The organism is Streptosporangium sp. DT93 (assembly GCF_049844535.1).
Lineage (GTDB): Bacteria > Actinomycetota > Actinomycetes > Streptosporangiales > Streptosporangiaceae > Streptosporangium.
Genome location: NZ_JBNCLF010000002.1, coordinates 121,936 through 136,498, shown reverse-complemented (window position 1 = coordinate 136,498; position 14,563 = coordinate 121,936). Strand labels below are relative to the sequence as shown.

Here is a 14,563-nt window from a genome sequence, read left to right as displayed (position 1 = left end):
CGTACGCCCGCGGGCGGTGCCGTCACGAGCGGCCCGCCCCGCCCCGATGACCTGGCGAATGGCAAAAGACCCGGAAAGACATCGCCGGGCGCGGGTGCCGGAGACCTCGCGGGCCGCTCGTTTCACCAGGCTCGGGCCCATGGCAGAAACCCCGCCCCGTCACTCTCGTCGCCCCTCGCCGGGGCCGCTGCTGACCGCCGGGGACGGCGACCCCTCCCGGGAACGGGAGGCCGACCGGCCGGACACCCCGCGTCACGGGATCGGGCGCCTCGCCGCCTGGGCGCCCGCCGCGACGGCGATCGTCATGACCGGGGCCGTACTGCACCGGTACGGTGTCCCCGGCACCGACGCGGCCCTGTTCCTCCTCTACGTCGCGGCGGGCGTGACCCTTCCCGGCGTGCTGGTCCTGCGGCTCCTGTACGGGGGCAGGCGCACCCTCGCCGAGGAGATGGCGCTCGGGCTGGCGCTCGGCTACGCCGTGGAGGTCTTCGCCTACGCCGGTGCCCGCGCCCTGGGGATGCCGCTGCTCGTCCTGGCCTGGCCCGTCGTCACCTGCCTGCTCTTCCTCCTCGTGCCCCGGCTGCGCCGGCACTGGGCGGGCGATCCGTCCCGGCGGGAGAGGTCACCGGCCTGGTGGTCCTGGTCGCTGGCGCTGCTGTTCGCGTACCTGCTCGCCTGGAGCGCGGTGTCGTTCTTCGCGCGCAACGCGCTGACCTGGCCCGCGCTCGGGAACGCGTTCCCCGACATGCCGTACCACCTGGCGCTGACCGGTGAGCTGAGGCACCACATGCCGCCCACCGTGCCGATGGTGGCCGGGGAGCCGCTGCTCTACCACTGGTTCGTCTACGCCCACCTGGCGGCGGCGAGCTGGGTCACCGGCCTGGAACCCCTGGTCCTGCTGCTCCGCCTGGGCATGCTGCCCGTGCTGGCCGCGTTCGTGGTCCTGGCCGGGATGACCGGGCGGCGGGTCACCGGCTCCTGGGCGGGGGCGGCGCTGACCGCGGCCGGCACGGTGCTGGTGACGACGCCGAGCCTCTACCTCGGCAGGAGCGGGGCGTTCACCTGGGGAGGGGTCCCCGACCTGATCTGGGCGAGTCCCACCCAGATGTTCGGCGCCCTGCTGTTCGCGCCCGTCGTCCTGCTCCTGATCGACCTCCTCGACCACCCGCGGCGGACCGCCGGGCACTGGACGCTCCTGGGCATCCTCCTGGTGGCGGTGGCGGGCGCCAAGGCCACGTACCTTCCCCTTCTGGGCGCGGGACTGCTGGCGGTGGCCGCGACCGAGGCGGTCAGGGGGCGCGATCCCTCCCGGCCCACACTCGGGGCGGTCAGGCGCCGGTCCTCCCGGCCCGCGCTCGAAGCGATCGGGAGGCGCGTGCCCTCCCGGCCCACGCTCGTCGCGCTCGCGACGACGGCGGCGTGCTTCCTGCTCGCGCAGTTCGTGCTGTTCGGCGGGGCGAAGCAGGCGCTCGTCGTCGACCCCTTCTCCTTCATGCGGACGGTCCTGGAGGAGATGACCGGCGCCGGGCCCCTCCCAGGCCAGGGTGCCCCGTCGCCGCTCCTCATCCTGGGGATCGCCGCGGTGTTCCTGCTCGGCTGGACGGCCGCCTGGGGCGGGATCACGGGACTGCTGTGCCGGCCCCGGCTGCTGGCCCGTCCGGGGGTGGCGCTGATGCTCGGCATCGGGGCGGCCGGGATCGGCGCGGCCCTCCTGCTCGGCCATCCCGGCCGGAGCCAGCTCTTCTTCCTCTGGGGCGCCTACCCCTGCCTGGCGGCCCTGACCGCGCTCGGGATCACCGTCCTGCTGCGACGCGCCGGGCAGTCGCGCCGCGCCACGCTCTGCGCGGCCGGTGCCGGGCTGGCCGGGGCCTACCTGATCCCGTTCCTGTGCGGGGTCAGGCTCCCGCTGGCGCCGGGCACGCCCGACTCCGCGCTCTACCGGCCGTACGCGGTGCTGGTGGTCGCCGTCCTGACGGCGGCGATCGTGCTGACGCTCACCCGGGGGCGGCTGCGCGCCTGGGCCCTCGTCGTCACCGCCCTCACGGCCGTCGGCCTGCCCGCCGGGGTGCACGCGCGCGTGCTGACGGCCGTGTCCGGCGGCGTCCCATCCGGCGGGACGGGAACCACACAGACCGCGCCGACGGCCCCGACGGCACAGGACACCCGGACGGCGCGGCCGACACCGGGAGCCACGACCGTAACCAAGACCGGGACCAGGACCGGGACGGCGCCTCCGCCGGGCGCGCTCGCCGCCGGGCGGTGGCTGCGGGACCACTCGCTCCCCGGCGACCTGGTCGCCACGAACGCGCACTGCCGCTGGGGCATGGAGGAGCCGTGCGACGGCCGGCACTTCTGGATCGCCGCGCTGACCGAGCGGCGCGTGCTGGTCGAGGGATGGACGTACACCGCGAGGAACACGGCCCGGTGGCGTCCGGGCATGCCGACGCTGCACCTGCCGTTCTGGGACGCCGGGCTCATCGAGCTGAACGACGCGGTCTTCTCCAAGCCGACCGCCAGGACCGTCCGGCTGCTGCGCGAGCGGCACGGGGTGCGCTGGCTCCTCGCCGACGACCACCGCCGGACCGTGGCTCCCGATCTCGGGACCTTCGCCACCCTCCGCTTCCGCTCCGGCGCCTACGCCGTCTACCACCTTCCCGACGCCCCGCCATGAGAGCGGGCCCCGCATGCCGCGATGGGGGTCACAGACCTTGATCGAGCAATGATCTTCACCACCGGCCATTGCGGCCTGGTTCCTACGAGCGTGTATCTGTGTGACCCATGCGAAGAGCAGCGATCTACTGCCGGACTGCGCATGGCCAACCACGCCACCCTGGGCTCCGCAAGCCCATGACCTGGCCGGTCGGGATTGTCGGCAGGCGCAGCACCAGGTCCCCATCGACCAGAACGGCCAGGCGACGGAAGACCCGAAGGGCGCCCCTCCCACATCCTCGCCAAGGAAACCCGGCAGTAGAAGATCGCCGCTGACCGGAACACCCAGATCCACAGGGCCTAGGCTGGCGAAATGAGTCTTCTTGAAGAAGTGGCGGAGCGTGACGGCTGGCGCTGCTGGGTGTGCGATGAGCCAGTCGATGCCGACATGTCGGTGAACGACCCGCGTGGCCCCAGCGTCGACAGCCGCACCGCTGACCGGAAGACCAAGGTCGTCCCGAGGCTCGCGCATCGCGCCTGCAACACGCGCAAGGGCGCGGTCAAGGTGGTCATCGCCTGGCCAGAACGCCTGCACGTGGCAGACCCCGCGCCGCTCATCGCCGTGGCTGAGCGTCTCGAACGAAAGGGCGGCCGCGAACTGGTCGGCCGCTGCCTGAGCAAGAAGGATGCCCAAGAAGCGGCCGACTGGCTCGTCGACCGCTTCTCCCGACTGGCCCCCGGGCTGCCGGTGACCGCGAGCGTCGACGCGGGTGGGGGCCAGTTCCTGGTCGCCTTGGCAACCGGCCGCCCCTGATCTCCCCTGAGGAGCCGGGGAGATCAGGGGGTTAGTTGTCGAGTGCCTGGTAGAGGGTGGTCCAGAAGTCGTGGATGAGGTGCGCCGAGTTCGGCGCGGACATCCCGACCTGGGTGAGCGGGATTCCGGTGAGCCCGTTGACGGGGTCTGCGTAGGTGGAGGTGCCTGATCCGCCGTCCCAGCCAAACTGGCCGATCGGCGCGTAGCCACCCCGGCGGGTGCGCACTGCCATACCGAAGCCCCAACCGCCGTGCTGCCCTTGTCCATCGCATGCCGTACAGCCTGCTGCTCTGTGGTGATCCGATTGGTGGTCATGAGCTCGACGGCGGGACGCTCTCACAGAGAGAGAGGGCATCCCGAAATTGCGCTGTTCGAGGTGCTCAGGCGCTACCTGTGTGAGGGCCTCTCCTAGCTTGCCGAGGGCACTGAGACCCCCGAACGGCATGCTCGCCGTACACGGAGGTCTCTAAATTCGGGGACTACTCCTCTGAGGTCGTCGACCCTGTCGGGCAGGCCACACCCGTTCCGCCTAGGCTGAGGTATCCGTCTGAGCTCCGGAGGCTGCCGCCATCCGAGCGGGAAATCACCTGAATCGGCGCGCAATGCCTCAAAGCACCGGCGCGTGTTGGCCAAGGCGTGACGGCACAACTCCTCCCATCCCTTGACCGCATCGCTGCTACCGAACCGGATATCCCATTCGTCATCCGGAGGTGGGACCGTGACACGATCACCACGCTTCGGACTCACGCTGAGACCCCTACCGGTCCGAAGTCACCGCTTGTGGCCTTGCGAGCCTGGGCGTAGCGCACGGGGTCGGCTTTGATCCGAGCGGTCGCCTGCCAGCCCACGATGACCTCTTGGGTGGTGACGTCGACATCCAACTCCGCGGCGTCGGAGAGCGCCTCTACCAGTTCGAGAGTGAAGGAACGCAGTTCGGCGGAGGTGAGGTGACGCACCCAGGGAAAGACCTCGGGCATGGCGATAACCAGTGTGCGGGCCGTCGGATCATGCTTGACGAGGGCGAGGAACAGCCGGGAGGCGGTGGCCAGCGTCTGCCCTCGTTGATCTTCGCGGTCGGCGGCGGTCAGGTAGAAATCAGGGGCGTCGCGGTGGGTGATGCGTACTCGACCGAGGCGTGCAGCGCGTTCGGCGACGGCTCGGGGATTTCTCGACAGGTCCGAGAAGGTGACGGCGTCGGCGTTACCAGTGCTCACTCTGCCATCGTAAGTCAGAACACGTTCTGATGGACGGTGAACCACACGAGAGAACGCCCTGCCGTCGCCTACCGGAAACCCGGGCGAGCCGAACCGCCGGACAACTCATCCCGGAAGGACATGCAAGCGCGGGGAGTCATCTTCGGCCAGGCCCTCGCCCGTCCAGCAAGGCGTCACGTGGACGGGTCACCCAGCTTGACGTGGTTGCCGCTGGGTGTGCGACAGCCGTTCAGTCCGGAGGTCGTCGGTGTGGACACTCACGCCGGCGAGACGGCTCGGCAGGATCACGGCAACGATGTGCGTGGTGTCACTGGCTGGTGAAGCGGGTGGGTCGCACGACGAGAACCACCCTGCGCTCGGCGTCGCCTATCGGCGCTTCGTACTCCAGGCCGTAGCGCTTGGCCAGCACGTCGAAGAAGTCGCCCCCGGGATCGGGGTCGAGCCGTTCGACGGTGCCACGGACCTCCAGGTAGCGGTACGGCTGGTCCGGATCGTTGATGGAGACGGCCACGTGAGGACGAGCGCTCGCGTTGCGCCCCTTCTGCCGGTCGGTCGTGGTGGTGAAGCGCAGGAACTCACCGTCCCAGACGGTCCACACCGGCGTCACCTGAGGGGTGCCGTCGGGCATCAGCGTCGCCAGGTGCGCGTACAGAGGACGGGCCAGCAGGTCGAGGTGGCTTTCCGGGATCACGGTCACGAGGAGAATAGTATCAAAGCTTTGATAGGCATCAACCTTCTTATATCAATGACGACTTGTAAGCTCCGCTCATGGACATGCCCGCGGAGGAGCGACTCGGTCTGCCCCTGAAACGCGCCGAGCAGCGGCTCATGGCGGCCAAGCACGCGGCGGTGAAGACGGCGGGGTTGACCGTGCCGCAGTACGCCGCCCTGCTCGTGCTGGCCGACAACCCGGGCATCTCCGCGGCCGCCCTGTCCAGGGAGTGCCTCGTCACCCCGCAGGCGATGACCGTCGTGCTGAAGAACCTGCTGGAGCACGGCCTGATCGAACGCGGCCCGCATCAGTGGCACCGCACAATGCTGGAGACCCACCTCACCGACGCGGGGCGTGAGGCACTGCGCACCGCGGACGCGGCGGCCGTGGTCATCGAGCGCAGGATCGCCGACGCCTTCACCCCGGACGAACGCGGCACTCTCCGCGACCTGCTCGCCCGCTTCACCCAAGCAATCTAGGAACTCTTCGAGGTCCGGATCCGGGTGAGGCCCGGCGAACGTCACGGACCCCGGTTCACGCTCCGCTCCCGGTCTGACGACCGGGCCGAAGCGGCGATGCTTCATGATCCGATGGGCACACCGACCGCCGTGACCGTCTCGCGCGAGCAGGTCGGGCCGGAGCCGGACCGTGCTCGACGAGAGCGAGGAACAGCCGGGAAGCGGTCGCCGATCGTCCGCCCGCGTTGATTCTCACGGTCGGCGGCATCTCGTACCAGGATGGACAAAAATGTGAGAGCCTCTCACGTATTTCAGATTGATCGCTATGTGTACCGAATTGAACGCGTAAGGCTACATTCGAGGCTCTGTCCTGCGCGAAGGAGCCTCGTGATCCGCACCATCAGAGCGTCCCTGCTCGCCACCGTCCTCGCCGTGCCCGTGGCCATGGCGCTGCCCGCCGAAGCCTCCGCCGTGCCGAAGGGCACGAGGAAGGCGACCGTGGTGAAGATCGTGGACGGTGACACGATCGACGTCCGCTTCACCCGTACCGGCTCCACCGTGCGTGTGCGCCTGCTGGAGGTCGACACCCCCGAGCGCGGCGAGTGCTGGTTCCAGGCCGCCACGAAGCGCACCGCCGCCCTGCTGCCCGTCGGCAGGACGACGTACCTGCTCGCGGACAAGGAGCCGAAGGACCGCTACGGCCGCTCCCTGTACTACGCGTGGAACGGCGGCGGGGTGTTCGTCAACCGCAACCTCGTCCGCTACGGCTACGGCAAGGCCGTGCTGTACAAGCCGAACGACCGGTACATCACCGTGATGCGCGCCGAGCAGGACAAGGCCAAGCGGGAGCGGCTGCGCGTCTGGTCGGGCAGGTGCGACACCACCTCGGGTCCGACGCCCACCCCAGCCCCGCGCCCCACCGCGGCGCCACGCCCCACCGCGGCCCCTCGGCCCACGGCGGCACCGGATTCGTCCTCCGGTGGGAACGATCGACGCTTCCCCACGTGCGCCGCTGCCAATGCCGCAGGGCACGGCCCCTACCGGCGTGGGACCGACCCCGAGTACGCCTGGTACCAGGACCGCGACGGTGACGGCGTGGTCTGCGAGCGCTGACCCCGTCCTCCGGAGGCTCCCGTCCACGCGGCGCGGGAGCCTTCGCCGTTCCCGCGTAGGGCCACCGTCAGGGGATCGGGCGGTCGCCGAACGTCTGGAGTGCCCGGCGCACCGCTCAGGCAGCCGGAGCCTTCGGCGTCAGGCGGACCTCGAGATCCGCGCCCAGGGCTCGTGCCAGACGTTCCAGAACCGGCAACGTGGGAACGGTTCCGCCCCCCTCGAAGCGGGCCACCGCGGACTGGGTCATACCGGCCTCCCGAGCCAGATCACTCTGGCTCCATCCTCGCCCCTCGCGCATCGTCCGGACCGTCCTGCCCAGCTCGTACGCGATACGCGCGGCCTCGTACGCCTCGGCCGCGCCCGGCTCGGCCATCCGGCGATCCCTGAGCTCTCGCCAGCTTCCCTGTTCGCTCATACCGCTTCTTCTTCCTCGTCAACGGTGTGCGCCGACTCGACGCAGCGACGCATGGCCCGCCGGGCCCGGTCGATCTCCCGATCGTCACGTGTCCGCGTCTTGTGGAACACGGTCAGGAGCACGATCCGGCGACCGGGCGCGATCCAGTAGGTGACGCGCATTGCGAACTCGTCGAGATGGAACCGAAGTTCACGGAGCTTGCCGTCCAGCTGCTTGGTGTAGGGCTCACCCAGCAGGGGGCCCTCTGCCGCAAGAAGATCGACATAGAAGGTCACTCTCGCGAACAATCCCGCAGGCAGGTCTTCAAGCCACGCGCGAACTTCTGGTTCCAGCTCCACGATACCCCAACTCATAGCATTGATGCTATGAGGCCTGGTTTCGGCACGCTCCGTTTTCACGAAAACGCGTTCCGTGACAATGCGGACCGCACCTCCAGCCGCGACGACGCGAGCCGTACCGGAACCGTCCTCCGACGAGGCGCTGCGGCACCCGGACAGTACCCGCCAAGCCTGGCGAACAGGGCCACCCGGACAGAGGCCGTCCCGCGTCGCGACCGGGGTCACGGCGCGGGACGGCGCGGGTCAGCGCGGGTCGGCGCCGGTCAGAACCGCGCTCCGACGTCGGTGCCGTTGGACGGGCGCAGGAAGGACGACGACGGGATCGAGCCGTCCGCCGCGCGGGGGCCGGTGATCGTGCCGGAGTCGGTGCTGACGAAGGTCCAGGTGCCGCCGAGGTTCCAGGAGTTGCCCGAGCCCGAGGACGAGCCGAGCGATACCTGCGTCGCGTTCGCCACCGACAGGTTCCTGGTGAGGGTCGAGACGGAGCGGGAGAAGTTGAACCCGGTGCCGCCGTTGCGCCAGGCGGTGTTGCGGTCGGCGGTCAGCCGGCCGGGGTTGCCGTTGTCGATGAAGCCGCCGACCGCGTTGTCGAACGCGATGGAATTGCGGGTCACGTGGTCGACCGCCGGGTCCGGGTCGCCGCCGCCGAGCTTGAAGCCGTTGCCGTCCCCGGTGTGGCCGGGCAGGTTCCACCGGTTGAACCCGTTGCCCCAGGCCACCGACGACTCCACGGTGACCGGGGACAGGAACAGCCAGAAGTCCAGGCCGTCGTCGGAGTTGTTCCACAGCCGGGCACCGCGCACCACGTTGCCGCTGCCCGAGCCCTCCTTGATGGCCAGGCCGTCGGCGCTCTCGCCGTTCTTGCGCGGGTCGCGGTTGCCGTGGGCGTCCAGGTTGACGATCTGGTTGTTGCTCGAGGCCCCCTGGAGGTGCAGGCCCGACTCGTAGTTGTCCCGGGTGACCAGGCGGTCGAAGACGGTGTTGTTGACGTCCAGGCCGAAGATGCCGTACGGGCCGTTGATGATCTCCAGGCCGCTCAGGCGCCACCAGTCGCCCTCGATGTGGATGGCGCCCCGCTCGGGGCGCGGGATGCTGGAGCCGACCGCGCCGGGCGTGTAGGGCATGTTCTCGCCGTCGAGGACGACCCGCTCACCGGCCTGGTTGCGCATCGTGATGGGCCGGCTCTGCGTGCCGTTCTTGAGGAGCTGGACGTTGGTGGCCGGCGCGTAGGTGCCGCCGCGGATGACGATCGTGTGTCCCGGCTGTGCCAGGTCCACGGCCCGCTGGATCGTCCGCAGCGGCGACGCCTGCGTGCCCGGGGCGGCGTCGTCGCCGGTGGTGGCGACGTACAGCGTGTTCGCCGGCGGCGGCTGGTCGCCGGTCTCGACGTCGAGGTGGTCGAGGTTGGGCAGGCCCAGGGCGGTGGTCGGGTTCAGCCGGACGGTGTTGGCGCCGGCGTTCAGGGTGACGGTCAGCGTCTTGGTGACCCACGTCGCCCACGCGCCGGTGCCCTCGAACGAGGGGGTCTGCACGGTCGCGCCGTTGACGATCAGGGCGGCGGGGCGGGCCGCGGTGCCGTTGGCGAAGCGGACGCTCAGGGTGGCCGTTCCCGCCGCGGGGGCGTTGACGGTGAACTGGGCGTGGGCGCCTACGGCGTTGGTGCCGTTGCAGAAGCCGGTGCCGGAGTAGCCGGCGTGGTTGGAGTCGATGGTGCCGGTACAGGTCGCGGGCGAGGTCTCGGCCTCGTACCGCGTGGTCGCGGCGTGGGCCGCGTTCGCGGACAGCGCGACGAGCACGCCGGCCAGCAGGGTGGAGCACGCACGGAAAGGCGTCGGGCGCATCGCTGCCTCCAAGATTGTCGGGTCGTCGCTCCTGGGTCCTCGGATCCGCCGGGAAGCCGCCCGCTCCGCCGTCTCGACGCGGCGGTCACGGGGGCCGTTCCAGCGATCATGTCGCGAACAACCGGTTGCAGACACAGTCGCGTCACACGAAGGAAACGTCAAGGCATCCCGGCAAAGCCGCAAACACCGATGGGGATCCCGCCCGGCCGTGCCATGATTTTTGCGGCAACCGGTTGCAAAAGTGCGGCAAGAGTCCCGTGAAACTTTCACGGTCGTACGGCGGCACGGCATGACGACGGACGTCCCCCCTTCCCGTCGCCCGTGACCTCGGCCGACGTGCCGTCCGCCGAGGGGACCGCCGCGTCGCGGGCGGCCTCTCCCTCACACACCCCCTTCCCATGTCCGCCGACGCGTGCTTAGCTTCGATCACTTCAGGAAAGCGCTTACCGAGCTTTTGGAGACGAAGGATGCGCCACAAAGCCATCAGCACCTGTGCCGGCCTGCTCGCCTGCGCGCTCGTCGGGCTGGCACCGTCCGCCCATGCCGCGACCACGCGGTACGAGGCCGAGACCTCGCCCGCGACCTGTACCGGCACCATCGACTCCAACCACGCCGGCTACTCCGGCACCGGCTTCTGCAACGGCACCAACGCCACCGGCGCCCACGCCCAGTTCACCGTCAACGCCCCGGCGGCGGGCACCGCCACCCTGAGCGTCCGCTTCGCCAGCGGGACCAGCAGCAGCCGTCCCGTCAGCCTGACCGTCAACGGCGCGGCCGCGCAGTCGGTGTCGTTCGAGGGCACCGGCGCGTGGGCGACGTGGGTCACCAAGACGCTGACCGTCACCCTGAACGCCGGCGCCAACACCATCCGGTTCACCCCCACCGGCAGCGCCGGCCTGCCGAACATCGACTACATCGACGTGGAGACCGGCGGCACGACGCCGCCGCCGGGTGACACGCTGTACGTGGCGCCGAACGGCACCGACGGCGCGGCCGGGACGCAGGCGAACCCGACGACGCTCACCTCGGCGATCACCCGCATCGCCCCCGGCGGGACGATCTCCATGCGCGGCGGGCGCTACGACTTCTCCCAGACCGTCACCATCGCGCCGGGCAACAACGGCACCTCGAGCGCCCGCAAGAAGATCTCCGCCTACCCCGGCGAGACGCCGATCCTGAACTTCTCGGCCCAGAGCGAGGACCCGGCCAACCGTGGGCTCGCCGTGGGCGGGTCGTTCTGGCACATCCACGGCATCATCGTCGAACGCGCCGGTGACAACGGGATCCTCCTGGCCGGCAACGACAACATCATCGAGCGCACGGTGACGCGCTTCAACCGCGACACCGGGCTGCAGCTCTCGCGCCTGGTGGCCGGGGCGCCCCGCGAGCAGTGGCCCTCCCGCAACCTCATCGTGAGCGTGGAGTCGCACGACAACGCCGACTCCGACGGCGAGGACGCCGACGGCTTCGCCGCCAAGCTCACCTCGGGCCCGGGCAACGTCTTCCGTTACGCCGTCGCCCACAACAACATCGACGACGGCTGGGACCTGTACACCAAGAGCGACACCGGGGCCATCGGCGCGGTGACCGTCGAGGACTCCCTCGCCTACGTCAACGGCACCCTGAGCAACGGCGGCCAGGCCGGCAACGGCGACCGCAACGGCTACAAGCTCGGCGGCGAGGACATCGCGGTCAACCACGTCATCCGGCGCAACATCGCCTACGACAACGGCAAGCACGGCTTCACCTTCAACCGCAACCCCGGCACGATGACGGTGTCGAACAACGTCGGCGTCGGCAACACCGAGCGCAACTTCAACTTCGACGGCGGCACCTCGGTGTTCCGGAACAACACCTCCTGCGACAGCGGGTCGAACGACAGGATCGTCGGCAACTCCGACGGCTCGAACCAGTTCTGGTCCGGCTCGAACGGTTCTCGCTGCTCCTCCTACACCGGCGCCCTGGGGTGGTCCTTCGCCTCGGACGGCCGTCTCGTCGTGACCTTCGGCGGCAGGCCGGTGACGCCGTGACGACCCCCGTGGACCGACCGCCGGGGCCGGGCGGGTCGTGAGGTCCGGCGCCCGGACCGGGCCGCCCCCGCCCGGTCCGGGCGCCGGACCGTCACACCCTCGCCCGGCCTCGGCGGTCCGGGGCGTACGGGGCGTCACACCCCCGCCCGGTCTCGGCCGTCCGTCCCGTCCGGGGGATCCGGGCGGTCCTGGTCGTCACGCCCCCGCCCGGTCTCGGCCATCCGGCCTGCCCGGGATGCCCGGGCCGTCCGGGTCGTCCGGGTCGTCCGGGAGCCGGTAGACCGCGCAGCCCGCCGAGCGGAAACTCGGCGTCGCGAACTCCCCGATCCTCGGGCTCAGGCCCTCCCCGCCCTCCTCGACGAAGAGCCAGCGCACCCCGTGACGCTCGCGCAGGCGCCGCACCGCCTCCGCCGAGGGCGCCGTGAAGACCGTCTCGTTCAGCGAGAGCCTCCCGGTGTCCCAGAACGGGATCCCCGTCACCGACGCGCCCGGCCGCCACCGGTCCAGGTTCCTCGCGGTGTACGCCCAGCCCTCGACCAGCACGCGCCGCTCGGTCAGCGCGGAGATCCAGAAGTGCCGGCTGTCGCAGGGGGTCCCGGCCCGCCAGACGCAGTGCGCGTTCGTGGCGACGAGCTCGTCGGGGCGCGAGTGGTCGCGCAGCCACCGCCCGGCGGCGAGCATCCCGGCAGGGACCTCCCCGGCCACCGGCCGGCTCACCCGGTAGACGGCGTTCTCGCCTCCGCCGTACGCGATCGACAGGGCGCGGGCGTGCCAGGCCGAGAGCGGGCCGACGGCCGTGACCAGGGCGATCAGCAGGGCCGCGTCGCGCGGGCGCCGCCCGGTCGCGACCAGGAGCACCACCGCCGCCGCCACGACGACCGCCACGGCCGCGAAGGGCCGGTACAGGAGATCCTCGTCCCGGCCCGCCTCCAGCGGGACCCGAACGTCCGACAGGACGCGGACCAGGTGGGCGAGGGCCACCCCCGCGGCCGCCGCCCCCGCCAGTGCCCAGCGCGACACGCCCGTGCCGCGTACGACGACCAGGAACCCGTGGGCCGCGGCGACCGCCAGGCAGGGGTAGGCGCCCTGGAGGAAGTAGCCCTGGTTCAGGGCCGGCCCCCCCAGCAGCGCCGTCGCGCCGATCCCGGCGGCGCCGACGCCCAGGACCAGGACGACGCCCGGACGCGCGAGCGCGCGCGGGCGGCCGAGCAGCCCGGCGATCCCGCACCAGGTGACGGCCCAGCACGCGGCGTACAGCAGGGTGATCCCGGCCAGGGAGGCCGGCGACGGCTGGGCGTGCTCGCCCAGGCCGGTCAGCTCGCCCCAGGTCCTGCGCATCAGCGAGAGCGGATCGAGGGTCATCGCCTGCCGGGTGCCGCCGAACAGCACCGTCTGCGCGTACAGCAGGCAGGCGGCGGTCATGGCGAGCGCGCCGAGCACGGCCCAAGGCGGCCGGCGCCGCCTGACCGCCTCGACCACGGCGAGCGCCGTCAGCCCCGCGAGGAGCATGGGCAGGTAGGTGGCCTTGGCCCCGGCCACCCCGGCCAGGAGCACCGCCGCCAGCACCCACCGCCCGGCGCCGTGCCTGCGACGGCGGCGTTCGAGGACGTCGACCAGGAGCAGGACGACGGACGCGAACAGCAGGGCGCCGAAGGTCTGGGTGGGGCTCTCCCACGCGGAGTGCTGCACTCCCGTCCAGGTGAACAGGCCGTTGGCGTTCGCGTACAGGCTCGGCACCGCGACGAAGACCGTGCCGGCGACGGCCAGCGCCGATCCGGCCCGGGACCCGGTGACGCGGTGCCCGATCGCCCCCACCAGGACGGTGAAGGCGACCAGCATCGGGAACATGCCCAGGCGGAAGAGCAGGACCAGGGGTTCCAGGCCGGTGACCCAGCTCGCCGCCGCCAGGTGGGCGTAGACGAACCAGTGGTAGAGCAGCGGCTCCCCGGCCACCACGGGCACGGTGGGCGGCATGTGGTGCCTCAGCTCGCCGATCAGCGCCAGGTGGTAGGGGATGTCGAACAGGGACGTCCCGGCCGCCGGCCAGGTCAGGGCGGTGGTCCTGAAGAAGGTGAAGGCGCTCCAGGCGGTCACGTGGACGACGAGCAGCGCGAGGAACCACGCGTACCAGGCGGGCTCCCGCGTGCGGGCCGCGCCCCTGAAGTGCCCGCGCAGCCGGGGGACGGCGGCGAACGCGGCACAGGTGCCGAGCGGCCACAGCAGCACGAGCAGCGGCGCCCCCGCCGCCCGGGCGGCGATGTAGGCGGGCACCTCGACGGCGTACCCCAGCGCGAGCCCGAGCGCGAGCTCCTCGGCGAGCGCGAGCGCGCGCGCGCCCCGGTACAGGGCCCGGACCAGCAGCAGGCCGGGAAGCGCCACCCCCAGCGCGGCGTAGAGGCAGAAGACGGCCAGGTCCGCGACCGGGACCCCGTGGAAACGCAGCGCGGCCGCCACGACGACGGCCGCGAACACCGCCGGCGCCCATGTTCCCGCCCATCGCCGCGCGCGATTCACCCCGCGCTCTGGCGTTTCCCGCCTTCTCCACGAAAAGACCCTGCGAGTAAAGGGAGCGGACGTTTCCGTACGCGCCGTGACCTCCGGCGCGCCGGGCGCGGAACCGTGATCGGTCGCGGATTCTGTCATGGATGCGATTGTGACGACCCGGACGCGCGGGCCGGGCGCGCGACCCCGCGCCGGGAGAGGTTTTACCGGGCGTTTGCGCAGCTCGGAGCCGTACGGCGAGCGGGAGGCGCACGCCGGGACGGCTCGGACGGCCAGGACGCGCCGACGCGGGCGGAAGGCCCGCGCGGAAGGCGGCGTGAATGGCGACGGCGGTCGTTTCGCCCTATTCCATGAATGTTCTCCGCCGACACCGGTCCCACGAGGGCGACATCCGCCGACGGCCCCGGAAGGTGCGTTACCGTCGAATATCCGGCCCGGCCCCGATCGACCGGATTCGTATTCGCGACATCACCCGGA

At 71.2% G+C, this 14,563-nt stretch carries 12 protein-coding genes; 5 read left to right on the top strand and 7 right to left on the bottom strand.

The features are described 5' to 3' along the window. The first annotated feature begins 139 nt into the window (after positions 1-139). Positions 140-2,671 carry a hypothetical protein gene (locus tag ACLQ2R_RS05905; RefSeq protein WP_425958283.1) on the top strand — a complete coding sequence of 844 codons (2,532 nt, stop codon included), beginning with the start codon at positions 140-142 and terminating at the stop codon, positions 2,669-2,671. A gap of 351 nt (positions 2,672-3,022) precedes the next feature. Then, a complete protein-coding gene (locus ACLQ2R_RS05900; RefSeq protein ID WP_344891015.1) occupies positions 3,023-3,463 on the top strand; it encodes a hypothetical protein in 441 nt (146 codons plus the stop codon). A gap of 31 nt (positions 3,464-3,494) precedes the next feature. Here the strand turns inward: ACLQ2R_RS05900 and ACLQ2R_RS05895 are convergent, their stop codons facing one another. The 3 genes from ACLQ2R_RS05895 to ACLQ2R_RS05885 all read right to left on the bottom strand — a co-directional run bounded on the left by ACLQ2R_RS05895 (position 3,495) and on the right by ACLQ2R_RS05885 (position 5,374). Beyond that, positions 3,495-3,695 carry a hypothetical protein gene (locus tag ACLQ2R_RS05895; RefSeq protein ID WP_425958282.1) on the bottom strand — a complete coding sequence of 67 codons (201 nt, stop codon included), beginning with the start codon at positions 3,693-3,695 and terminating at the stop codon, positions 3,495-3,497. A 511-nt stretch (positions 3,696-4,206) separates the two neighbouring features. Continuing rightward, positions 4,207-4,677 carry a hypothetical protein gene (locus ACLQ2R_RS05890; RefSeq protein WP_425958281.1) on the bottom strand — a complete coding sequence of 157 codons (471 nt, stop codon included), beginning with the start codon at positions 4,675-4,677 and terminating at the stop codon, positions 4,207-4,209. A gap of 307 nt (positions 4,678-4,984) precedes the next feature. Further along, on the bottom strand, positions 4,985-5,374 hold the full coding sequence (locus ACLQ2R_RS05885; RefSeq protein WP_425958280.1) for a PPOX class F420-dependent oxidoreductase: 390 nt from the start codon (positions 5,372-5,374) through the stop codon (positions 4,985-4,987). A gap of 71 nt (positions 5,375-5,445) precedes the next feature. Between ACLQ2R_RS05885 and ACLQ2R_RS05880 the strand changes: the two genes are divergently transcribed. Both ACLQ2R_RS05880 and ACLQ2R_RS05875 read left to right on the top strand, forming a co-directional pair. Beyond that, positions 5,446-5,868 carry a MarR family winged helix-turn-helix transcriptional regulator gene (locus ACLQ2R_RS05880; RefSeq protein ID WP_425958278.1) on the top strand — a complete coding sequence of 141 codons (423 nt, stop codon included), beginning with the start codon at positions 5,446-5,448 and terminating at the stop codon, positions 5,866-5,868. Positions 5,869-6,234: 366 nt separating this feature from the next. Further along, positions 6,235-6,960: a thermonuclease family protein gene (locus ACLQ2R_RS05875; RefSeq protein WP_425958277.1), complete on the top strand. Its 726-nt coding sequence runs from the start codon at positions 6,235-6,237 to the stop codon at positions 6,958-6,960. Between the two features lie 115 nt (positions 6,961-7,075). Here ACLQ2R_RS05875 and ACLQ2R_RS05870 read toward each other — a convergent pair whose 3' ends face one another. From ACLQ2R_RS05870 to ACLQ2R_RS05860, 3 genes are all read right to left on the bottom strand, one after another. Next, entirely contained in the window at positions 7,076-7,375 is a 300-nt protein-coding gene (locus ACLQ2R_RS05870; RefSeq protein ID WP_425958276.1) for a helix-turn-helix domain-containing protein, read from the bottom strand. Then, complete coding sequence (locus ACLQ2R_RS05865) at positions 7,372-7,728, bottom strand: type II toxin-antitoxin system RelE/ParE family toxin (protein WP_425958275.1); 357 nt, start codon at positions 7,726-7,728, stop codon at positions 7,372-7,374. The genes ACLQ2R_RS05870 and ACLQ2R_RS05865 overlap by 4 nt, the downstream gene beginning before the upstream one ends. A gap of 248 nt (positions 7,729-7,976) precedes the next feature. After that, complete coding sequence (locus ACLQ2R_RS05860; RefSeq protein WP_425958274.1) at positions 7,977-9,554, bottom strand: right-handed parallel beta-helix repeat-containing protein; 1,578 nt, start codon at positions 9,552-9,554, stop codon at positions 7,977-7,979. Positions 9,555-10,021: 467 nt separating this feature from the next. On the opposite strand from ACLQ2R_RS05860, the gene ACLQ2R_RS05855 reads away from it, so the two are divergent. Next, positions 10,022-11,584: a carbohydrate-binding protein gene (locus ACLQ2R_RS05855; RefSeq protein ID WP_425958273.1), complete on the top strand. Its 1,563-nt coding sequence runs from the start codon at positions 10,022-10,024 to the stop codon at positions 11,582-11,584. 195 nt (positions 11,585-11,779) lie between these two features. Here ACLQ2R_RS05855 and ACLQ2R_RS05850 read toward each other — a convergent pair whose 3' ends face one another. After that, complete coding sequence (locus ACLQ2R_RS05850) at positions 11,780-14,056, bottom strand: hypothetical protein (protein ID WP_425958272.1); 2,277 nt, start codon at positions 14,054-14,056, stop codon at positions 11,780-11,782. Positions 14,057-14,563 lie beyond the last annotated feature (507 nt).